This is a genomic window from Glutamicibacter sp. BW80 (genome assembly GCF_002332385.1).
Classification (GTDB): domain Bacteria; phylum Actinomycetota; class Actinomycetes; order Actinomycetales; family Micrococcaceae; genus Glutamicibacter.
The window spans coordinates 98,271-119,357 of record NZ_NRGV01000017.1; the positions used below are offsets into that span (position 1 = coordinate 98,271).

Annotated in this window: 27 protein-coding genes; 9 read left to right on the forward strand and 18 right to left on the reverse strand. The window is 59.3% G+C overall.

Features of this window, described 5'->3' with window-relative positions:
• Nucleotides 1–218: 218 nt before the first annotated feature.
• Together rsrA and CIK76_RS04695 are read right to left on the reverse strand one after the other, a co-directional pair.
• Nucleotides 219–479, reverse strand: a complete 261-nt coding sequence (rsrA, locus tag CIK76_RS04690) for a mycothiol system anti-sigma-R factor (RefSeq protein WP_096283949.1) — start codon at nucleotides 477–479, stop codon at nucleotides 219–221.
• A 2-nt stretch (nucleotides 480–481) separates the two neighbouring features.
• Nucleotides 482–1,132 carry a sigma-70 family RNA polymerase sigma factor gene (locus CIK76_RS04695; RefSeq protein WP_096284260.1) on the reverse strand — a complete coding sequence of 217 codons (651 nt, stop codon included), beginning with the start codon at nucleotides 1,130–1,132 and terminating at the stop codon, nucleotides 482–484.
• Nucleotides 1,133–1,334: 202 nt separating this feature from the next.
• Here CIK76_RS04695 and aroA point away from each other — a divergent pair, with 202 nt between their 5' ends.
• Genes aroA through CIK76_RS04725 form a run of 6 tightly spaced genes read left to right on the forward strand, consistent with a single transcriptional unit; the run spans nucleotide 1,335 to nucleotide 5,998 of the window.
• Entirely contained in the window at nucleotides 1,335–2,675 is a 1,341-nt protein-coding gene (gene aroA, locus CIK76_RS04700; protein ID WP_255248350.1) for a 3-phosphoshikimate 1-carboxyvinyltransferase, read from the forward strand.
• Complete coding sequence (gene rsgA / locus CIK76_RS04705) at nucleotides 2,675–3,769, forward strand: GTPase RsgA (protein ID WP_096283953.1); 1,095 nt, start codon at nucleotides 2,675–2,677, stop codon at nucleotides 3,767–3,769. Before aroA ends, rsgA begins: the two co-directional genes overlap by 1 nt.
• Before the next feature lie 12 nt (nucleotides 3,770–3,781).
• The gene (locus tag CIK76_RS04710) at nucleotides 3,782–4,576 is read left to right on the forward strand and encodes an inositol monophosphatase family protein (protein ID WP_096283955.1); all 795 of its coding nucleotides are present in this window, start codon (nucleotides 3,782–3,784) and stop codon (nucleotides 4,574–4,576) included.
• Between the two features lie 2 nt (nucleotides 4,577–4,578).
• Entirely contained in the window at nucleotides 4,579–5,202 is a 624-nt protein-coding gene (locus tag CIK76_RS04715; protein ID WP_096283957.1) for a metal-dependent transcriptional regulator, read from the forward strand.
• Nucleotides 5,199–5,591 carry a CrcB family protein gene (locus CIK76_RS04720; RefSeq protein WP_176484089.1) on the forward strand — a complete coding sequence of 131 codons (393 nt, stop codon included), beginning with the start codon at nucleotides 5,199–5,201 and terminating at the stop codon, nucleotides 5,589–5,591. The genes CIK76_RS04715 and CIK76_RS04720 overlap by 4 nt, the downstream gene beginning before the upstream one ends.
• On the forward strand, nucleotides 5,588–5,998 hold the full coding sequence (locus tag CIK76_RS04725) for a CrcB family protein (RefSeq protein WP_096283961.1): 411 nt from the start codon (nucleotides 5,588–5,590) through the stop codon (nucleotides 5,996–5,998). The genes CIK76_RS04720 and CIK76_RS04725 overlap by 4 nt, the downstream gene beginning before the upstream one ends.
• 69 nt (nucleotides 5,999–6,067) lie before the next feature.
• On the opposite strand, the gene CIK76_RS04730 is transcribed toward CIK76_RS04725, so the two are convergent.
• From CIK76_RS04730 to istA, 3 genes are all read right to left on the reverse strand, one after another.
• Nucleotides 6,068–6,547 carry a DUF2568 domain-containing protein gene (locus tag CIK76_RS04730; protein ID WP_096283963.1) on the reverse strand — a complete coding sequence of 160 codons (480 nt, stop codon included), beginning with the start codon at nucleotides 6,545–6,547 and terminating at the stop codon, nucleotides 6,068–6,070.
• Between the two features lie 441 nt (nucleotides 6,548–6,988).
• Entirely contained in the window at nucleotides 6,989–7,771 is a 783-nt protein-coding gene (istB, locus tag CIK76_RS04735; RefSeq protein WP_096283965.1) for an IS21-like element helper ATPase IstB, read from the reverse strand.
• 1 nt (nucleotide 7,772) lies between these two features.
• Nucleotides 7,773–9,308 (reverse strand): IS21 family transposase, encoded by a 1,536-nt coding sequence (gene istA, locus CIK76_RS04740; RefSeq protein WP_096283967.1) that lies wholly within the window; start codon nucleotides 9,306–9,308, stop codon nucleotides 7,773–7,775.
• A gap of 379 nt (nucleotides 9,309–9,687) precedes the next feature.
• Here istA and CIK76_RS04745 point away from each other — a divergent pair, with 379 nt between their 5' ends.
• Complete coding sequence (locus CIK76_RS04745) at nucleotides 9,688–10,188, forward strand: hypothetical protein (RefSeq protein ID WP_141393460.1); 501 nt, start codon at nucleotides 9,688–9,690, stop codon at nucleotides 10,186–10,188.
• A 681-nt stretch (nucleotides 10,189–10,869) separates the two neighbouring features.
• On the opposite strand, the gene CIK76_RS04755 is transcribed toward CIK76_RS04745, so the two are convergent.
• Nucleotides 10,870–11,064 carry a helix-turn-helix domain-containing protein gene (locus CIK76_RS04755; protein WP_096283973.1) on the reverse strand — a complete coding sequence of 65 codons (195 nt, stop codon included), beginning with the start codon at nucleotides 11,062–11,064 and terminating at the stop codon, nucleotides 10,870–10,872.
• 119 nt (nucleotides 11,065–11,183) lie between these two features.
• Here CIK76_RS04755 and CIK76_RS04760 point away from each other — a divergent pair, with 119 nt between their 5' ends.
• Nucleotides 11,184–11,390 carry a hypothetical protein gene (locus CIK76_RS04760; protein ID WP_096283975.1) on the forward strand — a complete coding sequence of 69 codons (207 nt, stop codon included), beginning with the start codon at nucleotides 11,184–11,186 and terminating at the stop codon, nucleotides 11,388–11,390.
• A gap of 173 nt (nucleotides 11,391–11,563) precedes the next feature.
• On the forward strand, nucleotides 11,564–12,127 hold the full coding sequence (locus tag CIK76_RS04765; protein WP_096283977.1) for a hypothetical protein: 564 nt from the start codon (nucleotides 11,564–11,566) through the stop codon (nucleotides 12,125–12,127).
• Between the two features lie 51 nt (nucleotides 12,128–12,178).
• Here CIK76_RS04765 and CIK76_RS04770 read toward each other — a convergent pair whose 3' ends face one another.
• From CIK76_RS04770 to CIK76_RS04840, 12 genes are all read right to left on the reverse strand, one after another.
• Nucleotides 12,179–12,565 carry a hypothetical protein gene (locus tag CIK76_RS04770; protein WP_141393461.1) on the reverse strand — a complete coding sequence of 129 codons (387 nt, stop codon included), beginning with the start codon at nucleotides 12,563–12,565 and terminating at the stop codon, nucleotides 12,179–12,181.
• A gap of 77 nt (nucleotides 12,566–12,642) precedes the next feature.
• Complete coding sequence (locus CIK76_RS04775; RefSeq protein WP_096283981.1) at nucleotides 12,643–13,017, reverse strand: hypothetical protein; 375 nt, start codon at nucleotides 13,015–13,017, stop codon at nucleotides 12,643–12,645.
• 161 nt (nucleotides 13,018–13,178) lie between these two features.
• Entirely contained in the window at nucleotides 13,179–14,030 is an 852-nt protein-coding gene (locus CIK76_RS04780) for a M15 family metallopeptidase (RefSeq protein ID WP_096283983.1), read from the reverse strand.
• 93 nt (nucleotides 14,031–14,123) lie between these two features.
• Nucleotides 14,124–14,627, reverse strand: a complete 504-nt coding sequence (locus CIK76_RS04785) for a DUF2746 domain-containing protein (protein WP_096283985.1) — start codon at nucleotides 14,625–14,627, stop codon at nucleotides 14,124–14,126.
• Between the two features lie 26 nt (nucleotides 14,628–14,653).
• Nucleotides 14,654–16,687: a glycosyl hydrolase family 18 protein gene (locus CIK76_RS04790; RefSeq protein ID WP_176484090.1), complete on the reverse strand. Its 2,034-nt coding sequence runs from the start codon at nucleotides 16,685–16,687 to the stop codon at nucleotides 14,654–14,656.
• Between the two features lie 53 nt (nucleotides 16,688–16,740).
• Complete coding sequence (locus tag CIK76_RS04795) at nucleotides 16,741–17,208, reverse strand: hypothetical protein (protein WP_096283989.1); 468 nt, start codon at nucleotides 17,206–17,208, stop codon at nucleotides 16,741–16,743.
• Nucleotides 17,209–17,220: 12 nt separating this feature from the next.
• Nucleotides 17,221–17,613, reverse strand: coding sequence for a hypothetical protein (locus CIK76_RS04800; RefSeq protein WP_096283991.1), 393 nt, complete (start codon nucleotides 17,611–17,613; stop codon nucleotides 17,221–17,223).
• Complete coding sequence (locus tag CIK76_RS04805) at nucleotides 17,610–18,002, reverse strand: hypothetical protein (protein ID WP_096283993.1); 393 nt, start codon at nucleotides 18,000–18,002, stop codon at nucleotides 17,610–17,612. The genes CIK76_RS04800 and CIK76_RS04805 overlap by 4 nt, the downstream gene beginning before the upstream one ends.
• Before the next feature lie 370 nt (nucleotides 18,003–18,372).
• Nucleotides 18,373–18,750, reverse strand: coding sequence for a hypothetical protein (locus CIK76_RS04815; RefSeq protein ID WP_096283997.1), 378 nt, complete (start codon nucleotides 18,748–18,750; stop codon nucleotides 18,373–18,375).
• Nucleotides 18,747–19,118, reverse strand: a complete 372-nt coding sequence (locus CIK76_RS04820; protein WP_096283999.1) for a hypothetical protein — start codon at nucleotides 19,116–19,118, stop codon at nucleotides 18,747–18,749. Before CIK76_RS04820 ends, CIK76_RS04815 begins: the two co-directional genes overlap by 4 nt.
• Entirely contained in the window at nucleotides 19,115–19,495 is a 381-nt protein-coding gene (locus CIK76_RS04825) for a hypothetical protein (protein WP_096284001.1), read from the reverse strand. Before CIK76_RS04825 ends, CIK76_RS04820 begins: the two co-directional genes overlap by 4 nt.
• Nucleotides 19,496–20,361: 866 nt before the next feature.
• Nucleotides 20,362–21,084, reverse strand: a complete 723-nt coding sequence (locus CIK76_RS04840; RefSeq protein ID WP_096284008.1) for a hypothetical protein — start codon at nucleotides 21,082–21,084, stop codon at nucleotides 20,362–20,364.
• Nucleotides 21,085–21,087: the final 3 nt, after the last annotated feature.

Genomic DNA, 21,087 nt, shown 5'->3' on the forward strand with positions numbered 1-21,087 from the left:
GGAAGAGAAATATTGATCGCGCAAAGGAGTCACCATGTCGAAGCGTTCGCGTAAGCGTAAAGATCGCAAGCGTGGCGGTGCCAACCATGGCAAGCGCCCAAACAGCTAAGCGATGCGAGTAAAAAGAACCCCGTAGCATTCGAAGTTTTCGAAGGATACGGGGTTTTTCTTATGCCCTTGGCCGCCTGCGCCTCGCGCCGGCGGCAAAAGCGCGACAATCAGTGTCCGGATTCGATCCGAATCTGCGAAATACGCGTGATGATATTCGCCTTCAGCTGCTGCGGGGCATGCTCCTGGCAGCTGCGGCGCACCACCGAACGGATAATGCATTCCAGGTCGTACTGCTCGGTGCATTCCGGGCAGTGATCCAGGTGTGCCTTGACGTCTTTGAGGTCATTCAGCGTCAACGCGCCGTCCAGGTATTCATAGATGCGCACCATGCGGTCATCGGCGCAATCCCCCAATGAGTTACAGTCCATCGCTACTTCTCTGCTTTCTTCGCTGTGGCCTTGGTTTTGCTCTCCGCCGGCTTGATGCCGCGGTCGGCTGCATAATCTGCGAGTAGTTCACGCAACGACTTGCGTCCGCGATGCAGCCGGGACATCACCGTGCCGATCGGCACCCCGAGGATTTCGGCCGCTTCCTTGTAGCTGAAGCCCTCGACGTCCACGAAGTAGACAGCCATCCTGAAGTCCTCGCCGATGGACTGCAGCGCAGCCTTCACATCGGAGTCCGGCAGGTGGTCCAAGGCCTCGGCCTCGGCGGAGCGCAACCCGGTGGAAGAATGCTCCATCGCGGCGGCCATCTGCCAGTCCTCGACCGTGTCGGTGGAGGTGCGTTGCGGCTCGCGCTGCCGCTTGCGGTACAGGTTGATGTAGGTGTTCGTCAGAATCCGGTACAGCCAAGCCTTCAGATTCGTGCCGGGCTTGTACTGATGGAATGCCGAGTAGGCCTTCGTGAAGGCCTCCTGCACCAAATCTTCGGCGTCCGACGGGTTGCGCGCCATGCGCAGCGCTGCCGAGTACAGCTGGTCGACATAGCCCAGCGCATCGCGTTCGAAGCGCTCGCGACGTTGTTGATCGGTCTCCTTGCTCACATCGGGCAAGTCCGTGTCCACGGTGTTATCAGTCATCACCACAGAGTCTACGCGCTTGGCCCGATGGCTGGACAGGGTGCGGCTCACACCGGGGCAAGCCGTCTGCTGCGTCTGAATGTCTTCAATCGTCGTCACACTTATCTCAACCGCGGTAGCTATGCGGTTATTCCCGCCACGCTCTCGGCTAGAATTGTGCCAAGAGTCCGACGGCTGATTTGAAGGAAGTGCGATTATCTCTGTGAGCACTCATGGAAGCGAGCTGAACTGGTGGGAGGCACCTTTTGCCTCCGGCGCGCTGGATGCGACGGTGAGCGTTCCGGCGTCGAAATCCTTGACCAACCGGTATCTGGTGTTGGCCGCGCTGGCAGATTCACCCTCCACGATCCACAACACGCTGATCAGCCGCGATACGGAACTGATGCTGCGCGCCCTGGAGCAGTTCGGCGTGCGCGTTCAGCGAACCGCGCAGGAGGACGGCTCCACCACGGTGGTGCTCACCCCCGGTGGCCCCGCGGGCGCCGAAACCCCGCGCGTGGACTGCGGGTTGGCCGGCACCGTGATGCGCTTTGTGCCCGCACTGGCGGCAGTCACCGGGGCGAAGGTCCACTTTGACGGGGACCCCGCCGCCCGGGTGCGCCCGATGGCCCCGGTGCTTGACGCGCTGGCCGCGCTCGGCGTCGGATTCGATTTCCACGCACAGCCCTCCATGCTGCCCTTCACCATGGATGCCTCCGCGGTGGCCGCGCGCGAATCGGTCACCATCGACGCTTCGGCCAGCTCCCAATTCATTTCCGCGATGCTGCTCATCGGGCATGCGCTGCCCGGCGGGCTGCACCTGCGGGCCGCCGCAGGGCATATCGCCAGCCCCGACCACATCCTGATGACCGTGGCCACGCTGCGCGAGCTAGGCGTTGCGGTCGCGGAAGACGCCGACGGGCGCGGCTGGCAGATCGCCCCCGGCGCCATCGCCGGCTTCACCGTCACCGTGGAACCCGATCTGTCCAATGCCGGACCGTTCCTGGCCGCGGCGCTGGCCACCGCGGGCACCGTGCGGGTGCCTTTCTGGCCCGAAAACACCACCCAGGTCGGGGGCAAATGGGTGCAGATCCTCAGCGCCATGGGCGCCGAGGTCTCGCGCTCCGCGGACGGGGTGCTCTCGGTGCGCGGTTCCGGAACCATCCACGGGATCGACTACGCGGACGCCTCCGAACTGGCTCCCACCCTGGCGGCGCTGTGCGTGCTGGCCGATGCGCCGAGTACGCTGCACGGCATCGGGCATCTGCGCGGCCACGAAACCGACCGGCTCGCCGCGCTGGAAACCGAGCTGTCCAAGGTGGGCGCCCGGGTGCGCGCCACCGAGGATGGGCTGCGCATCGAACCCGGGGCGCTGCAGGCGGCGGACCTGCACAGCTATGAGGACCACCGGATGGCCACCGCCGGCGCGCTGCTGGGTCTGGCCATCGAAGGGGTGCGCGTGGAGAACATCGCCACCACCGCAAAAACCATGCCCGATTTCCCGCAGCTCTGGGCGCAGATGGCCAGCACCGCAGCGCCCGGCGCACCGGGTCAGGCAGGCTGATGAGCTACAGCGAATACGACGATTTCACGGTGCGGGTCCGGCCCAACAAGAAGGGCTCCCGCCCGCGCACCAAGGAGCGCCCGGCCTACGAGAAGGCGGTCATCGGACGCATCATCACCGTGGACCGCGGCCGCTACACGGCAATCCTGGACGAGGACACGCCCGAGGAGCGGATCGTGGTCGCCGCGCGCGCCCGCGAGCTGCGCCGCCAGGCGGTCGTGCCCGGGGATCTGGTGGCGCTGGTCGGCGACACCAACGGCAAGCCGGACACCCTGGCACGGCTGGTGCGCATCGAGGAACGCACCACGCTGCTGCGCCGCAGCGCCGATGACACCGACGCGACCGCGCGGGTGGTCGTGGCGAATGTCGACAAGCTGGTGATCGTGGTCGCCGCCGCCAACCCCGAGCCGCGCACCGGCTTCGTGGACCGCGCCCTGGTGGCCGCCTATGATGCCGGGATCCAGCCGGTGCTCTGCGTGACCAAGGCCGATGTGAAGGACCCGGCCGAATTCCTGGGCCACTACGAGGGGCTGGCGCTGCCGGTAGTCATCTCGCGCACCACCGGGGATGAGGCCACCGGCGTGGATGCGCGCGGTGCCGACGGATCCAGCGCCCGGCTAGCGGTCGGCGCGCTGGAGGAACTCGAAGAACTGCTCTCGGGCTGCGTTTCGGTGGTGCTCGGCCATTCCGGGGTGGGCAAATCCACGCTGGTCAACGCGCTGACCGGATCCACCCGTGCCACCGGGCAGGTGAACTCGGTGACCGGCCGCGGCCGGCACACCTCATCGAATGCGCTGGCGCTGCGTCTGGGCGAGGCCGCCGGCGGCTGGCTGATCGACACCCCCGGCATCCGGTCCTTCGGGCTGGGCCTGGTGGATCCGGATAATATTCTGGGCGCCTTCGAGGAGCTGGCAGATATCGCCACCGGCTGCCCGCGCGGCTGCAACCACCATGCCAACGCCGCCGGCTGCGCGCTGGAAGCCTGGGTGCAGGATCCGCAAACGCCTCCGGCCGCCGCCTCCCGGCTGGCTTCCTACCGCCGACTGATCACCACCGAGGACACCACGCACGAGAAGGAGCTGGGCGCGCTCTAGCGCCACCACACCATGGCCGAATACACCTTGCAGCAAGACCTTGATTTCGCCTTGGCGATGGCCGATAAGGTCGATGCGCTCACCTTGGCCCGCTACGGTTCCAACGACCTGCGGGTGGAAACCAAACCAGACATGACCCCGGTCTCCGACGCGGACCGCGGCGCCGAGGAACTGATCCTCGCAGAGCTCGCCGCGCACCGTCCCGATGATTCGGTGCTCGGCGAGGAATTCGGGGTGCACGGCACCGGGTCCCGGCGCTGGGTCATAGACCCGATCGACGGGACAAAGAACTTCGTGCGCCGCGTGCCGGTGTGGGCGACGCTGATCGCGCTGCTCATCGACGACGAGCCGGTGCTCGGCGTGGTTTCCGCTCCGGCGCTATCCCGCCGCTGGCATGCGGCCACCGGGCTGGGGGCATTCGTCACCGAGCCGGGCAGCGAAGGCCAACGCCGCTTGGCGGTCTCGGCGGTGGCCGAACTGCCCGACGCCTCGCTGTCCTACGCCTCGCTGAACGGCTGGAAGGAACGCGGCAAGCTCGATGGCCTGCTCGAACTGCTTGGGACGGCCTGGCGCACCCGCGGCTACGGCGACTTCCTGTCCTACGCGCTGGTCGCCGAGGGCGCGGTGGACGCCGCCTTCGAACCGGAACTGGAACTCTACGACATGGCCGCGCTGGTCCCCGTCGTGCGCGAGGCCGGCGGCCGCTTCACCTCCATCGCCGGCGTAGAGGGCTGCCACGACGGCAATGCGCTGGCCAGCAACGCGAAATTGCACGACGCGATCCTGCCCTACCTGAACCGCGGCTAGCCATGCCCGGATATGATCCGCGCAAGCTGACCACCAGCGAGGAAGACTACCTCAAGGCGCTGTACCTGCTCACCGAGTGGGAAGAGACCCCGGTCGGCACCGGTGCGCTGGCCGACCAGCTGGGCCTATCCCCCGCCTCGGCCACCGCGATGGTGCAGAAGCTGGCGGCTAAGAACCTGGTGGACCATATCCCGCGCGGGGCCATCTCGCTTCGCGCCACCGGGCGGCGCGAAGCGCTGCGCATGGTGCGCCGGCACCGCATCCTGGAGACCTTCCTGCGCGATGAGCTCGGCTATGGCTGGGATGAGGTCCACGACGAGGCCGAACAGCTCGAGCATACCGTCACCGACCGATTCATCGACGCACTGCACGCACGGCTGGGCCACCCGGCGGTAGACCCGCACGGAGACGCAATTCCCTCGGCCGCCGGTGTGCTCGCAGCACGCGATGCGCAACGGCTGGACCGCTTCGACGGACCGCGCGCGGTCATCTGCCGGGTCAGCGACGAGGACCCGGAATTCCTGCGCCGCGCCAAGGACCTGGGACTCGTCCCCGGAGCGGTTATCGAGATTCCGCACGGCTTGGATTACATCTCGGCATCGCTGATCTGGGTTCGCGAACTGTGATTCGCAGGCAGACCGTCTACCGGCTCTTTGCGGTAGCAATTGGCGGCGCACTCGGAGCCTACGCCCGGGTCGGGGTGGACATGCTTCTGCCAGCCAACGAGTGGGCCGCGTCGACCTTGCTGGTCAATGTGCTGGGCAGCACCGCCCTGGCCGGGCTGAGCGCCTACGGCGCCCGCAGGCCATTGAATCCGCTGCTCCAGCTGGCCGCCGGTACCGGTTTCTTTGGCGCATTCACCACCCTGTCCACCGTGCTGCTGCTCTTCACCGCGATGAGCGCCACCGGCTACCTGGGCTATTTGGCCCTGACCGTCACGCTGTGCCTTGCCGCGGTCTTCACCACCCACCGAGTGATCCTCCGTCTGGTACCAGCATCCAAGGGCCGCCCATGATCGGACTCTTGCTGCTGGCTGGGGCGCTAGGCGCGGTGGGACGATACCTGCTTGACCGAGCGCTTCCCGCCACCCATGACGATACCCACAGCCTCTGGCGTGGCTGGCCGCTGGGAATCCTCACTGCCAACATCGTCGGCACCTTCGCGCTGGGCCTTTTCCTTGGCTATGCGCACGCTCACGGACTAGAGCTCACCCGGGACAGCTTCGCTGGCACCTTATCTGCCGCGGACCGTTTATGGTTGCTGACTGCCGGGTTCTGCGGTTCGCTGACCACTGCAAGCACCCTCTTCGTCGGCTTCCACCTGCTCTACGAGGTAAACCGCGCCCGCGCCATCATGTTCCTGTTAGGCACGCTGGTATTTGCCGGAATCGCCGGGCTGCTGGGCTGGTTGCTGAACGTCTAAACCTCGCCTTGCGGGTACGAGCAAGGGCCCGGTCAGTTGACCGAGCCCCTCATTACTAGCCGTGAAAACTTAGCGTGCCGCGCGGCGTCCACGATTTTGGCTGCGCTTGGCATCCTGCACAGGGGGCGGGGTGGCCGGACCGCGCTTCTCGCGGTCATGTGGAACCACGTATCCGCCGGTGGCCAGGATCAGGATTGCGCTAATGCCGGTCAACGACAGCATCGCGATCGCCCAGATTTGCGATTGATCGGTGAATGAATGATCCACGCTCAGCCAGAGCACGTAGGCACCGACCAGGTAGAACAGATGAATGAGCATCAAGCGTGTGCGCAAGCGGAGCCGGAACTTCGCCTTAGGCGAGAAGAACAGCGCCCAGATGATCAACAAAGGCACTACGACCACGAGGATCGATGGAATCGTCGGCCACGGAATGAAAGCAATGGCGGCCAGCGCAGCGGCGAAAAGCAAACCAACTTCGAGGAGGAATGCGACCACAGCATAGAGTGCCGAAATTACCGGTGATACCCGCTGGGAACCGTTTTTACCCATCGTTTTCGATCTCACTCCGTTTCAGCGATCTGGCCGTCGGCTTGGCCGTTCTGTTTAAGTCTAAGTGCTAAACCATAGCCCCGCGACATGACTCGCTCGCAAGGCTCCTTGTTACCTATCTTAACCACACATGGCAGGGGCCCTGGAAGCGGTGTTTCGACGACTGCTGGCGACAGGAGTTTTCGGTGTTGTAAACGTTGCGCAATCAACGATCATCACTCTGGTCACTGCTATGTTCCGCGCGATTGCAGTCCATAGGTGACCGGTATTCGTCCGCCCCATGTCAAGGGACATTGGTTTCTGCCCAACGGTGGCCACGAAAAATGCCCACTGATGGCCAACAAAACTGCCCACTGACGGTCACCACCACTGCCCACTGAACAATAAAAGCCAGTATGGCAGTGACCATCAACAACAACAACAGCCCACCATTGATATGGGTTACGTCAACGAGCTCACCCCCACCCCAGCCAACGCCTGCGTCAACCGCACCGAATCGCCACTGGTCTGGCAAATATGAGCATGATGCAACAACCGATCCACCGTCGCAGTAGCCAACGTCTTCGGCATCAACTCGTCAAACCCCGACGGATGCAAATTCGAAGAAATCGCCACCGAACGTTTCTCATACGCGGTATCAACCACCCGATACAAAGCCTCAGCAGCATCCTGGGGCACCGGCAACAGGCCAATATCGTCAATAACGACTAAATCTGCCCGAAGCACCTTGTCAACAGCCCTGTTCACCGTGGCATCCACCCGGTGCGACCGGATAATCCCGGCTAACTTCTCCAGCGTGAACCAGACAACTTTCATCCCCTGATCCACCGCCTGCTGACCCAACGCTTCAAGGAAAAAAGTTTTGCCGGTCCCTGACGGTCCTGCAAGCACCAGATTCTCTTTACGCTGCACCCATTCCAAGCTACGCAACGCTTGCTGCGTAGCCACCGGAATCGTTGAAAGCGCAGGATCCCACGTATCAAACGTCTTCCCCAAGGGGAAACCTGCAGCTTTGCGACGGGTCGCAGTCACCGAGCGGGAACGACCTGCCATCTCTTCTTCCAGCAACGCTCGCAATACTTCGACCGGTTCCCACCGCTGGGATTTCGCCGTTGCCAACAGCTCAGGTGCTGCCACGCGTGCGTGAGGCATCCTCAAAGCACGTAACTGCTGCTCAATCTCAGGCGGGAGCAGCGGGGCCGTATGTGTGGTGGTGATAGCCATTTTACTGTTCTTCTTCCGGTTCGATAACTCCAAAATCAGCCCAAGATCTAGTTCCTTGAGTCAAAGAATTTACTTCGCTGGCCTGCTGCTGTGCTGGCTGTTCCCGGGTGACTTCGGAGGCGAGGAGGGAACGTAGGTCCTCATATCCGAAACGGTGATGAGTTGCGGCCAAGCCCAAGGCACGATCCACCGGGGCAGCGCCGTGCAATTTAGCCAGGCTCACCGCTTCAGCCATTTTCACTAGGATCCTGTCAGTGCCGGTCGAGGCTGCTTCAGTAAGCCAGCTGGTCGCTTCGGCACCGATCTGGCAGAAGTCCCGCTCGGCCTGATTACGTGGCTTTGGTTCTTTGAACCCAGGGATTTTCTTGTCTTGGTTTCCGTTGAAATGCTCCGATTTCACGCCCACCATTCCTGGCCCCAGCTTCGAATGAGAGGCCACTTGCACCGGACCATCAACGCCCTGATGAACAATAATCACTGTCGCGTGGTGCCCCACCCCGACGGTGCGCACCCAAACGCTCTGACCCAAAAGGCTTCCCGGAACGGAGTAGCGGGCATTTTCATAGGTGATCATTGACGTGTTCATCGGAACCTTGCGGCTTTCACCTAAAGCCAAGGTAAACGGGTCGGCCGGGACCGCGTGCAATAAGGACTGCTCGGTGGCGGTGAGTCTATCCATCGGTGCTTGCCCTGTAGCACGGTGCTTCTTCTGATTCACTTGCGCCATGAACTGCTCGCACGCTTGCTCAACTTCTTCGAAGGACGCGTACGCTTCACGCAGGTTAGTGCCGGTAGGTACCAGATCTGCTTTCGCTATTTTCACTGCGTTCTCCACCCCGCCCTTCGTCGCAGGGTCCCGTGGTTCGCAGGTCAGCACACTGACTGAGTAGTAGCGGGCGAACGTTACTACGGACCGGTTACGGACCGGGATGCCGGCAACGTGCATGACGGTCACCGTTTTTTCGTTGTCTGTCAGCACGTAAGTTGGTGCTCCGCCGAGCAAGCGGAACGTGCGGTCCAACGCGGCGAACACCGTCGGGCCCTGCCGGTCAGGTAACGCAATGACCACGCGGAAGCGTGACCAGGCCAGCCAAGCAACAAACAACACAGTTTTCACTCCGTCCACGACCGGTCCGTCCCCGAAATCGTATTGAAGCCACAGCCCTGGCTCGGTGACCCACGGGGCATGATTACGTTGGTTTCCTAGCCGGTACGCGAGCTTCGCTTCCGCAACGCTGCGGCGGGTGGAGCGCTCTGAGCCGGTGAAGCCCATGCTGACCAAGGTTTCGTGGACTTTGTCGGCACGCACGACGCCGCTTGTTGCTTTGATGAGTTCTTCAATTTTGTCCCGAAAAGTGTCGGTGAGTTTCACCCGGGGTTTCACCGTGGGGATTGGGGCGCCCGCGTTACGGGCTTTGACGTGTTTGGCGACTGTGTGATGCGAGCATCCGGTCAGTTCGGCTGCGGCTGCGGCGCGAAACGACCCGGTCCGGTCGTACGCTGCAAGGATTTCCATGATTTCTCCGTCAGACTTCATAGAGGGGCTCCTTTCAGAACCATGGATTGATGAGTTGTTGGTACTTTTCATCAAACCCGATGGAAGGGGCCCCGCTCTCATACCTGCCGTGGCGGCGTGGTGGTGAGAAAGTGGGTGGTTACGAAATCAGTGGGCAAAGATCACTGGCCGTGGATGGGTATTACTGCTGTCCGTCAGTGGGCAGTTTTGTTGGCCGCGTGTGGGCATTTATTTGGCCACCTATGGGCAGTTTTTCATGTCCGCTTACAGCCCTATCCGCTGGTATATTGATCGCAGGAATTGTCGGCCAAATGCGTTGCCCACGAAACCTCTGAGAAGTTGGTTAAGGTACTGCAACTCCGGGCACTAATTGTCGTCCCCGACCGATACACTCGTGTCGATGTCTACTGAAGAACTCGTGAAGAAATTAGCTCCGCTCCCCTTGGTAGTTGCCTTGTCCCTCGCCGGCTGCACCGCATATGAAGTAACCCCGGGACCGCGGACGATGCCCGCCGTTGAGAAGGGAACCGAAGCCAACACCGGCTCCACCGAGCTGCGCTATTACGCCAATGAGCTCACCACGCCGGAGGACCCGCAGCAATGGGCCGACGAGAAAATAAACCAGTATCTCAATGGTCGGGGAGCTCGAAGTTTCGCGGCTTTCAAGGGCTGGACTCCGCAGCACGGAACCATCGGCTGGGAATCGCCGGAGACAGGTTTACTCGTGATCACCGTCCAGGACGCCTACTGGGTCAATCTTCAAGCCGCGCATTCGTACGCCGAAGCCGTGATGTCGGGGGTGGGATATGAGTCGCCGGAGCTGCAACGCGTCACGTTGACAACGCAGGATGGTAGCAATAGCGTTACCATTCTTCGCGAGGATGTCCCGGGCCTGTATTGAAAGAAACTAACGGAACTGTATCGAGCTGCCGCATTCCGTGATTAGCCATAGTCGCCCGGCCAATAGCCAAGCCAATTAGGCCGTCGTGCAAAAGAAAACCCCGGGATCACGAGGATCCCGGGGTTAAAATACGTGGAGATGGGGAGAATTGAAAACCCCTATAACACCTATTCGCAACATTGGCCATGTCTAAGTTCGCCGGGATTCCGCGGTTTCGCTTTAGGCTACCTCTAGGCTGTTCTAGGCTGTGATGCTTTAAGCATCATGGCTTGTAGCGGTTAGAGCCATTTCGCGAGCCGTGACCTTATGCCCCTTTTCCGAGTTGCATCGCATGTGTGTGGAGGCCAGATTGTCTATCGTGTGCGCCCCCTTCGAATCAAGGGGAATGATGTGGTCGATAGAGAATTGTTCTGCTTCCAGGGCGTTTGATCGAATGATAACTATCGGCTCGCCGCACCTTCGGCAGGTGTAGTTATCCCGCTCTAAAACTTCGAGGGGGTGGACACGTTCAACAATTTGCGCCCCGTGCTTTGAGGCGTATCGCATGAGCGCGCTAGTTCGAATGTGCCAGTAGTCGCACGGCTCATTACCGCAACGCGTGACGTTGTGCCAGAGCGTATTGAACACCGCCCCGCACTCGGTGCATTCGCGAATAAAAACGGGTCGCTGAGAGTGACGCATTTAGCGAGTTCCATTCTTGATCTGATAGACACGGGCGCGAGAAATGCCAAGATTCTTACCGACTTCAACGGCAGACATTCCGGCTTTTAGAGCTTCGGTTACACGGGCGCGAATCTCCTTGTCGATTTGGGCGATTGCTTCGGTTGCCCGGTCGCGCTTTTTGGCTAACTCTCGTAGCTCGTTCTCAAGTTCCATATACTCACCCTAGCGACTTTTCCTACCGATTGTCTAGCGCGCTTGACTCGTACCGTCTAGCGCGCTAGACTGGAATTACAAGCACGGCAGACAGGCCGGAATTAGCGCAAGGGGAAACAATGAATACCAACGAAGCTTTTGAATCCGTAACCCGCATCCTCAACACCGTCGCAGACGGCAACCGCCCAAAGGTGGAAGATCGCGCAGCTGTTCGAGTGGCAGAGCGTCGCGGATTCATCGCAAAGAACTACGAAGCTATGAAGATTGAACTCACCGCGAAGGGGCGTCACTTCGTAAACAGCGGTCGCGCTCACGGGATCATCTAACCCGACTTCCCGCCAGCTAGCGAAGACCGCCCCGCTAGCTGGTGGCTCGCAATAGCGGCGCGCATTATCGACCGAATCCCAGATGCCCGCATGGACTGGGAAAAGTAACTCTCTGGCAAACTGTCGCCCGCGCCCGTTAGACTCGTATCAAAATCTTTTGGAGGAAACCCGCTGTGAAGAAATTAGCCCCGCTCGCCCTAATTGCCGCCCTCGCTCTTGCCGGGTGTACTGCGGGCAATCAGTCCGCTGATTCCACGCCAAGCGCCACAGCCACGCCCAGCGCCTCGGAAACGGCTCAGGCAGTGTCGAAGGCCGTCGAGCCGAGCGCCACGCCGAGCGCTTCTCACGTGCCAACTGATACTGGGATCAAGTTCAGCGGGGCAACAAGCGAGCTCAAAGAGCTGGCCATTCAGGAATATGCGGCATGGGATGAATACAACGAAAAGAATTCACAAGGTTTCCGGGGTGCATACAAGGCTGGCCACGTTGTTATGCTCCCCAAAGTTGACCCCGGCCTAGAAGGCGAATTCGTGAAAATTCTCGAATGGTCTGCACCTTCTGAAAATGAGATTGTGGTGCGCGTCGAGGGTAACGAATGGACTTCCCTCGATCTGCGCGTTCCACCTGGAACCGTCTCTTGCGCCCTCATTGGCGAAGACCGCAAAAGCTTCACTTCCACATTCACCTCCGAAGACGGGAAAACTTCGGGGAACATGGAATGTGCGAATATGTCTTAAATGAAGAAAATCCCCCACGCGAGCAAAAGCTCACGTGGGGGATTTTCGCGCTTAGGTATTCCGATTCAGGAAATACTGCCAGCTTTTGACAACAGCGGTGTGGTGCCAGCCAATTGTGCAGGAGCCACCAGCGCAATAGCTGCTCATGTAGCTGCCGCCAAGCACGTAGTAGGCGGCGTCACCCATTGCCCCCTTGGTCATGTTGCCGAAAACTCCATCAACGAGTCCGGCGTATACGCGGGTTTTTGGGTATCCAGGCAGATACTTGGTTCGTAAGTATCCCTGAATTCCATAGGTAGTCCAGTATCCCCATACTCCGTCACACTCACGAGCTTGGGCGTAGTATCCTCGTGCCTTCAGCCAGTGCTGGATGTTGACAATTAACTGCTTCGACACATAACCGTTTATAGGTAGGTCTTTTGCAGGAAGCTTAGCCATTCTGTAACTCACATTCTGCCCGTTTTGGGCGTAGAAAAACCCCGTCACCGTTTGGTGCGGGGTTGGTTTGTTAGGGGCTACTTTTCGTAGCGCTCTAGGTCGGCTTCGGTCGGCGCATGCGGTTCGGATACCGGGTAAGCGCGCTTAGCCTCGTGTGCCTGTGCCAGCGTCTCGTCAGGCAGGGCGGGCGGCTCCGGGAATTCCGTTGCGAGCGTGATCGAATGATCGAGCTCTAGGGGCTTGGCCATGTTGGTATTGCCAGCGGCGACGAAGCCGAACGCGCCGCCGATGACACCGAGCACCGCGCCGCCACCGATAGCCCATGCCGGGGCGGTGGAGCCGACTGCCGAGGTGTAAGCCAAGATGCCGGTCTGTGCCAGCGACAGGATGCCGAAGCCGATGTAGAGGGCGGTGCGGATTTTGGCGGGAATGAGTGCAGTCCAATTAGTCATTGGGAAAGTCCAATCTGTGAGGAGGAATTATAAGTATTGACAAGCGTGGTAGACCTAGAAAATTTCACGACTGTTACGTAAAAATGTTTAGTCTAAAACGCGACATAACCCGACATGCGCGGAAACACGGGGTCACCGCGCACGCCGAGCCGGTGGAGTCGCTAGCTGCCGTTCTGCTGGTTCAAATACCGCTGGAAGGCTTCGACCGTTGCTGGGCCGAACTTGCCGTCAGCCAACCACTTCGAAGCTGGGTAGGGGCCCTTCTTTCGAAGGAACAGCTGCAAGGCCACAATCGAGTGGTAACCGAACTGACCGTCAACAGCACGCGTGTAATAACCGAGCCCATTGAGCCATTCCTGCACGGCTTCCCATGTGTACCGGCCAGCGTCGCCGTCAATAGCCCGCTCATAAAGGCCAATCTGCGACATGAGAATCTGAGTCGCCTCAGCGGTTGCCTTGCCGAACACACCGTCAACGGCGAGGTTCTTGTAATCGGTTGGACGGACAGTTGGTGCCGCGTTCTTTGGCGGGTTGGATGCAACCGGCACGGTGCCGGAAGGCTTGATTTGCTTCTTGCGGATACGCTTCGCCACGCGTGCAAGGTGCTTGACGCCGCCCTGCAGCTCGAAGTGCATTTCATCCTTGCGGCCGCCGTAGTTGCCGCCCCACCGAACAGAGTTGTCCAGGTCTTTCAGGATGTGCTTGATAGCCTTCTCTTCCGCGCCGCTAAACGTGTTGACACCGCCGAGGCCATGCAACGGGGCGTTGAAGTCAACGGCGGTACCGGCTGCGTGCTCAGAATGCATAGATGCGCCGCGAACGTTGCGGTAGGCGTAACCCCACGACCAGTCCGTGCGAATGCTCTCCACCTCAGCGTCGAAGCGCTTTCCGAGGTAGTCGAGGATCGTGTGAGCGTCGCCCTTGCGAACCTTGCCAGTGATCCAAGTCAGGTTGGTGAGTCGCGGGCTGGAGCCGGACGTAATAACATCCCAGCCAAGTCGAGTAAGTGCCATTTCAAGGCCACCTTTCAAATGATTTCGGGCATGAAAAAAGCCCCGCACCGTGTGGTGTCAGGGCATAAAAAAACCGCCTCGCGGGCGGTAGGTCTATTCGGTTGGTGGATGGACTCTTGGGGATTGGATATTCCGTGGCTTGTCTCCCCACGTAGCTCCAAGCTTCTCCACAATCGGCTGAATCTTGTTTACCTTGTCAGCAAGAACAGCGACACGATAAGCATTCTCGTCGCCCTCTTTATCCTTGGCTTTCGAGATAGCAACGTGGGCCTTGAACTCGCTGGTCAGGTCTTCAACAGCTGCCTGCAACTTGTCGTTATCGTCACGGAAATTCGTGTCGTGATCGTTTTCGACCTGTGCGCGCACACGTTCGAGAACTTCGGCTTGCTTGTCCAGCTTTTTCGACTGCTGTTCCATACGAACGCCTATGCCGGGGTTTTTGTCATCCCCGACCAGAGTGTTCACGAGGCGCACGAAATTGGAGACAAACTTCCAATTCTTGCCAACCGTTTTGCCGAACAGATACAGCACGAAAAAGATTAGTGCGACCGTGACCAGCCGCTCAGGTTCCATCAAATCAACTAGCCACTGGGGCATTATTACCTTTCAAAATTGTTGTTCACCTATTCATCCAGGCGTTTGCTTTCAGGTGGCAATAAGCCTCCGGCAAGCGCCTCGTGCAGCCGAATATCTTCCTGGCCTAAACTCCACAGCGCACAGCCTTGCAGCCCCCAGTCAAGTACCGCCCGACCCAACCAGTGAACTATTGTTTGCGCGTCCGTGAACCAGACTTCGGAGAATCCGTCTCGGTCGCCGATTAGCTGCCGTCCAATCCAAACGTCATGATCGAGCGGACGAATGGTGACTGTCGTTTCGATGCCCGCGTTGATTGGCAGATCCTTCCAGTGAGCGAACACCCAGTCGAGTGCGTATCCGGTTTCGCGGGTTGCGGATTCTTCCACGTCGTTGTTTGGTCTGAACCTGTTTTGCGAATCCCATGTGACGTTAGTTCGCTCGACGCGGCCGAGGACTTTTCGTTGGCCGTTTATCTCTACTTCGATTGCTTCGCGTGGCTGGTAGAGCCACCCGTCGCCCAAGTAAATATGGTCGATCCATGCGATGCCAGTCGACTTGTAACCCGTCGCGCCTCCGGGCGGTGTGGTGGTCGCTTCGAGGCGCATAGGAATCGTTGTTTCAGCGTTGGAGAAGTACACGCGGGCCGAGCCTTCACGCACCCGCAACGCGAGCACACACCGACCGACTTGCGCGGCTCCCCCGACCTGCTGCGCGCCGACGTTCGTTGAGCCGAGAACTGTGGAGCCTCGCATGAGACGTAGAGTGCCAGTGTTCGTGAGCTCCGCGGTGATGCCTTGCGAAGTGACCGAGAACGTGCCGCCCGTCGCGAACTGGAAGCGTGCCATTGCATAGAGTGACTGCGCGCCGAACGCGTTGTCAAAAACGAGTTCGCCTGTGCCCCGATATTGCTTATACGTGTCGGTAACTTGCTCGAAAGCCCACGCGCCCGAAGGCTCACTGTAAACGTTGCTGAGCTGCTGGCTACTCGACGCATAATCGTCAATAATTGTCGCGGCAATCGCTTCGCGCTGGATTAGCTCAGTTGTGAGCGTGAAGCCGACCTTCGGGGTTACCGCCTGCCCGTTGGATGCAATGACCGGCTCGGCGCGCATCTTGTAATCAATCCGCGAACTACCAACCGAGTTGTCAGTGACACCCCAAATCGGCACAGCTGCCGGTTGCCCGTACCTGACCGCGTATTGCTTGCCTTGGAATTCGCCACCGACAGCGCCAGACACTGAATCCCATTGCGTGGCCTCTAGCCAGTCGTAAACGTCCAAATAACCAAAAAGTGAGCGGCTCGATTCGTCGCGGTAGCATAACCATCCGATAGCTTCGTGTGTGCCTGTGTCTGACCAGGGGCGCGCTCCGGTGAAGTATTGCCATGCGCTGTAATACGTGCCAGACACGCCGCGCCGGGTTGCTCCCCATGATGCCGGGTAGTCGTGGATTGACCAGAAGTAGGCGTAGAGCGGTAGGCCCATGCTGACCTTGGCGGGGTCGATCTGCGAGGCCGCCCAATCGTAAACCTGTTCAAGCCAGAAGCCGGGAGATACCGGGCCGGGCGCACTACCGGACCAAGCGAAGTCGTAGGACATGATCGAAACGTGGTCGAGTATCTGCCCTAGTTGTTTGTAGCGCACCCAGTTTTCGCCACCGACTGAGCCGGTCGCGGTGAGTGCGGGTAGTGCGCCAGATGCTTTCTTGCCGAGCGAGTGAGCCCGGTTGGTGACGACTCGAAACAGTTCTTCGGAATCCGCTGAGCGTGTGTTTCCGCCCGCTTCCATGTCCAAATCTACGCCGTATAGCCACGGGTACATGTCGAACATTTTGGTTTCGACTTGATCAGCGAGGCGGGTGCGGGCGGTGGCTGAGTCGCGCAACGCTTCGAAGATTGTGTATGGCCCATCTATGGGGTCATCCATGTTTCGGAAGCAACCCCACCAGCGGATGTGCGGCCATTTTGCCCGGTATGCGTCGAGCTGCGCGGGGTCGAATGTTTCGGTGAGTGTGCCGTCTTTGCCGACGATCCAGCCGAAGATTGATAGGTCGGTGATTCGGTCGCCGTACTGATCTAGCACTAGGCGGATTCGGTCAGTCCAAGATAGGCCAACCCATGCCCAAACGTTCGCCATTATGACCTCTCATTCCATGAAGCTTGTAGGTGTGCGCGTCCGGTCAGGACTGTGTTTAGTGTGAGGTCTTGGCGCTCGGTGATGATCGGTGCGCGCCCGTAGCCTTGCGAGGCGTAGTGATTGAGGCCATCAACTTCGGCAACGCCGTTGAGAGCCCCGAATTTGTATGCGCCCACACGGGTAACGCCCTTGCCGCGAATTCGCATGTATACGGGCGCGGCCTTGTCTGCGTTGGATAGGGCGACGACTTGCAAGCCGGGGTTGATTACCCCGTTGCGGTATTGCGCCCGCCCTATCGTTGTTCCGACCTCAGCGGGGTTAGGCACGATGCCGGTCGGCTGCTCACCGGCCTGTAACTGAATGTCGGTTATCGTGACGCTGGCCGAGGTTGGAATGTCGGTAGCGCTGATTTTTAGCTTGATCGACGCGACAGGCTTATCAACGTAGATCGGCTGCTGTAGGCGCACGATACCCCCTTGCTAACTTCGCCGAACGTAGGTTGCCTGGCAGACAACGTTCTTGTTCGTGCCGTCCGCGATGCCACCGCCCCAATATGGGAGATGCAAAGTGCCGTCTGCATGTAGCTCTAGAACGACAGTGCCGACACCGTATTGGAAGGCAGGCAACGTCCAGTATCGAACCGCTGAACCGCCAACTTCGGGCAGTAGTTCATCAGGAAGCGCGCTAATGATCTGTCGCGCCGTTCCCCCGCGAGTGTGCAACTGCAAGGTGACCTCGTTGGCCGTGACCTTCGCTAGAAAGTTGAACGACGAAGACGGGCCGAGCATGTGCCAGTTATTGATCGCGTACTCATGCAAATCCAGCCACGGCTCACGGTCAGGATAAGGCTGCGGAATAGCTGAAAGACTCATACTGTCCTCCGAAGGTAGGTTGATTCCACGACGTAGTTACTCAGGGTGCCGTCTGTGAGTTCCGGGTAGCTTCCCGTTATCGAGAAGATTTGTGTTCGCCCGTCCGTTCGCATCCAAAACGCTATATCGCCGGGTGCTGCGGCATACGCACCGAAAACTCGGTCGCCAGCCGGGATGATTTCGTCTGGCAGTTCGCTTGTTATGAACCGGTCAGTTCCGCGCCGTGTGCGTAGGTAGATGCTGATTTCGTTTCCGTCGATCTTCGCCATGAATGGGAAGTTCACCGGGTCAGCAGCCCAGTTATTGAGCACGAGACTCGACAGGTCATACCAAGGGCTAGCATCAGGATACGGCTGCGGCATTTTCGGGAAATCATAGAGGCTACTCACGCTGGCCTCCGTAGCGTGCGTGCTTCGAAGCTGAGTGAGCCTCTATCGTTCAATCGGGCTGAGTAGATTTGCATGAACCGCCAAGACGCATTCCACTGAACTTGCGCGGCCACTGTGCCGTGTAAAGCGATCCGCGCTGTGGATACTCCGGGCATCAGATCGGCAGGCAAGTTCTGGAAGAAATACCTATTGTCGGGGTCAGTGATTTGCGAGGTGTCTAGTCGGATATCCCATGAAACATGATTCGGCTCAACGGTCGCCGTCACCGATCCGGGCCCGAATGCTTTCACACCGTTCACGAGGAACTGTGAAATGTCGTAGGTAGGAAACTGGTCAGGATACCGAGATTCGACCATCGGAAGATTCAAACTCATGCTGACCTCCGTATGGTTCGTGCTTCGAACATGATTGCGCCGTCGAGTAGGCTTTTGGACGCGTCGCTGAGGAACACCCATCCGCTTCGGTGCCATTGAATGAGCGTGAAGCCCACGCCCAACGCACCGGGGCGCGTGATGCCAATCGGTGGTGTTAGTTCTGGCGGTAGGCCTTGGAACATTCGGCGGTTCGGGTTGTTCTCCGCGTTGAAGGTATTGATTCGCACATCCCAGAAAACGTGGTTAGCCTCAATCGTTGCCATGACCGAGCCAGCGCTGAACGGCTCACACCCATTAGTGAGAAACTGCGACACATCGTAAGTCGGGTTGATACCCGGATACGGCACGTCCACTATCGGAAGAACAAGGCTCATGAGATCACCCTCCGTGGCATAATCCCGGTCACGATGACCACATCGTTCGGGTAAGAAGCGCCTCGGGACTGCTCAGGGATCAGCATCATCCGGTTCGTGATCTTTACAGCGCTCGCCACACCGTCAATAAACGCAGCCAAAAAGGGGTTTCCCACGGGCAGTATTTCGTTAGGAAGCTGCTCGGTAAGCGTCCACGATCTGGCATTAGCGCCATTCAGGCGAATACTGTAGGAAACCTTATTCCCTTCAACCAAGGCGGTCGCCTCGTTTACTGTTTGCGCGACCCACCCGCCGACCAAAAAAGTTCCAACGCTCACGAACGCGGGCAAGTTCTCGTACGGTTGCGGGATAACCCGAAGATCACTCATACCGCTGCCCTCCGTGGCCAAGTCATAGAAAGTTCAACGTGAGCGGCGTCGCCCATGACTCGATTCAGCCATCCTGGGAAATAGATGTTGCCGTACTGGTTGACCTGCACCGGGGCTGGCGTGTCGTAGTGCATGGCAATCCCTGGGCTGATCGTCGGCGGTCGCAATTCGGGCGGCAAGCCAATCACAATGAAATTTCGGTTGTCGATCATCTGATTTGTGCGTGCCCGTATCCCTGCGATAACAAGGTTCGGTTGCACTTGCGCCCAGCACCCGAATCCGATTGGTTCAGCGCCCTCAGCCAAAAACTGCCGTATATCGTAGATTGGATACTTCGACGGGTAAGGCGTTTCTAAGATCGGAAGATCAAGGCTCACTATGCCCTCCTTTGGTAGGTGACGGAAAACAGAAGAATCTCCCCCGCAGGGAACCCGCCAAGAGGGTTGTAGGAGTATGGTGGCACGTAGAATCGGCCTCCCGTGAGAATTTGGCATTCAACAGTGCCAATGTCACGCAAATGAGCCACGAAGGTCTCCGGGTTTGCCGGACGTAGCCCTACAGGCAAAGTAAACGCGGCCTTCGGGTCACCCGTCACGAGAGACCCTGAAAGGGTGACCGTGTTCCCATCGACTAAAGCTTTCACTGACCGCGTCAACGCATCAGCGTTCCACCCATTGACGAGATAACCGGACAGGTCAAGCCACGGATTTGCGTCCGGGTAAACATTGTTTGCCGCGACCTCAGCCACTACGCTGCCCTCCATCCGGTCATGACGAAACCGATTTGCGTAGTCCCGGATGGGTCTTGGCCTGTCCGCGTTGGCACGACGATCCTGCCAGCCGTATCCGCAACCACCTGCGAAGGGGTGCCAAGATAGTCAGCATACGCAATTGTCGATGACCCAACCCTGAACTCTTTGGGTAGATTCTCGAAAAGAAGCCACCCGCCATTCGCAATCCTCGAAACATACTCAGACCCTACGACCAATCGAACTGCATAGTGAATCGTGTTCCCGTCCACCTGAGCAGCGGCAGAACCCGTAAATCTCGGGCGCAGACCGGGAAGTAGATAAGAGCTGATGTCGAACCAAGGCTTTGACTCTGGATAGTAGGTACTCAATGGCGACGCATCATTCACGGCATCCTCCTGAAAGGCGACAATCCCGGCGTGAGGTACTGAGAAACGTCGTACCAAGGATTCTTCGTCGGGTAGGGCTGAGAACTGAGCAGAGGCAGATCGATCATTACTGGCTCCGTTCCGACTTTGTGCCCAGCTTCGGGCGAGTCAAGCCAATGCGCCCGGTTGCGCCCGCCGTCCTGCCAACAAGCACGAACGCCGGACGCGCTGCCCGCGAAGCCGGAAGAATGAAATCGTGCTCCACCCGGTAAGACCAATCCGGCCAAGCCGTGAGTGAAAGCTCAGCATTTGAGCCGGTCACCGTCGCGCCGTCCATGTAATCCACACGCGGCCGCAACGAACCAACGCCCGCCAAACCTTGAGTAAACACCTGCATCGACCAGCCATAAGGCCGAGACGACGACTGCACCGCATCACTGCTCGGATACCAAAAACCAATATCGCCAGTGCCCGGCAACGCGGCAACATCAATCCACGAAACCCAGCCAAGGTCAGCATCCCAAAGCGTTTCAACATGCGCGTTATTGCCCGAAGAATCACCAACCCAAACCTGAGCCGGTGCCATAATACGGTTCAAATAAATCTGCGACTCCGCAACCTGAGATTCCAGCGCATCAATACGTGCGTTCAATTCCTCAGCCCCCTCCGGTGGCACAATCCCCGCCGACCACGGCAACTCCGTAACGTGGGGCAACCAACCCGACACCACGCCCCCAGGCTGTAGCATCAGGTCGGTTACCTCCACCGTCGCGCCGGTCGGCAAGCCCTTCGAGGTCACGCGCAGTTTGATCAGATTCGGATTACCCGAAGTGCGCAAAACACCTTGCAACGT

Bases quoted from the DNA above. Each gene is read 5' to 3' on its own strand.
- istB (WP_096283965.1), bottom strand. From the start codon at position 7,771: ATGGCTATCACCACCACACATACGGCCCCGCTGCTCCCGCCTGAGATT.
- rsgA (WP_096283953.1), top strand. From the start codon at position 2,675: ATGAGCTACAGCGAATACGACGATTTCACGGTGCGGGTCCGGCCCAAC.
- CIK76_RS04725 (WP_096283961.1), top strand. From the start codon at position 5,588: ATGATCGGACTCTTGCTGCTGGCTGGGGCGCTAGGCGCGGTGGGACGA.
- CIK76_RS04775 (WP_096283981.1), bottom strand. From the start codon at position 13,017: ATGACTAATTGGACTGCACTCATTCCCGCCAAAATCCGCACCGCCCTC.
- CIK76_RS04760 (WP_096283975.1), top strand. From the start codon at position 11,184: ATGAATACCAACGAAGCTTTTGAATCCGTAACCCGCATCCTCAACACC.
- CIK76_RS04770 (WP_141393461.1), bottom strand. From the start codon at position 12,565: ATGGCTAAGCTTCCTGCAAAAGACCTACCTATAAACGGTTATGTGTCG.
- CIK76_RS04755 (WP_096283973.1), bottom strand. From the start codon at position 11,064: ATGGAACTTGAGAACGAGCTACGAGAGTTAGCCAAAAAGCGCGACCGG.
- CIK76_RS04820 (WP_096283999.1), bottom strand. From the start codon at position 19,118: ATGAGTGATCTTCGGGTTATCCCGCAACCGTACGAGAACTTGCCCGCG.
- CIK76_RS04800 (WP_096283991.1), bottom strand. From the start codon at position 17,613: ATGAGTCTTTCAGCTATTCCGCAGCCTTATCCTGACCGTGAGCCGTGG.
- CIK76_RS04730 (WP_096283963.1), bottom strand. From the start codon at position 6,547: ATGGGTAAAAACGGTTCCCAGCGGGTATCACCGGTAATTTCGGCACTC.
- CIK76_RS04780 (WP_096283983.1), bottom strand. From the start codon at position 14,030: ATGGCACTTACTCGACTTGGCTGGGATGTTATTACGTCCGGCTCCAGC.
- CIK76_RS04695 (WP_096284260.1), bottom strand. From the start codon at position 1,132: ATGACTGATAACACCGTGGACACGGACTTGCCCGATGTGAGCAAGGAG.
- CIK76_RS04715 (WP_096283957.1), top strand. From the start codon at position 4,579: ATGCCCGGATATGATCCGCGCAAGCTGACCACCAGCGAGGAAGACTAC.
- CIK76_RS04745 (WP_141393460.1), top strand. From the start codon at position 9,688: ATGTCTACTGAAGAACTCGTGAAGAAATTAGCTCCGCTCCCCTTGGTA.
- istA (WP_096283967.1), bottom strand. From the start codon at position 9,308: ATGAAGTCTGACGGAGAAATCATGGAAATCCTTGCAGCGTACGACCGG.
- CIK76_RS04815 (WP_096283997.1), bottom strand. From the start codon at position 18,750: ATGAGCCTTGTTCTTCCGATAGTGGACGTGCCGTATCCGGGTATCAAC.
- CIK76_RS04785 (WP_096283985.1), bottom strand. From the start codon at position 14,627: ATGCCCCAGTGGCTAGTTGATTTGATGGAACCTGAGCGGCTGGTCACG.
- rsrA (WP_096283949.1), bottom strand. From the start codon at position 479: ATGGACTGTAACTCATTGGGGGATTGCGCCGATGACCGCATGGTGCGC.
- CIK76_RS04710 (WP_096283955.1), top strand. From the start codon at position 3,782: ATGGCCGAATACACCTTGCAGCAAGACCTTGATTTCGCCTTGGCGATG.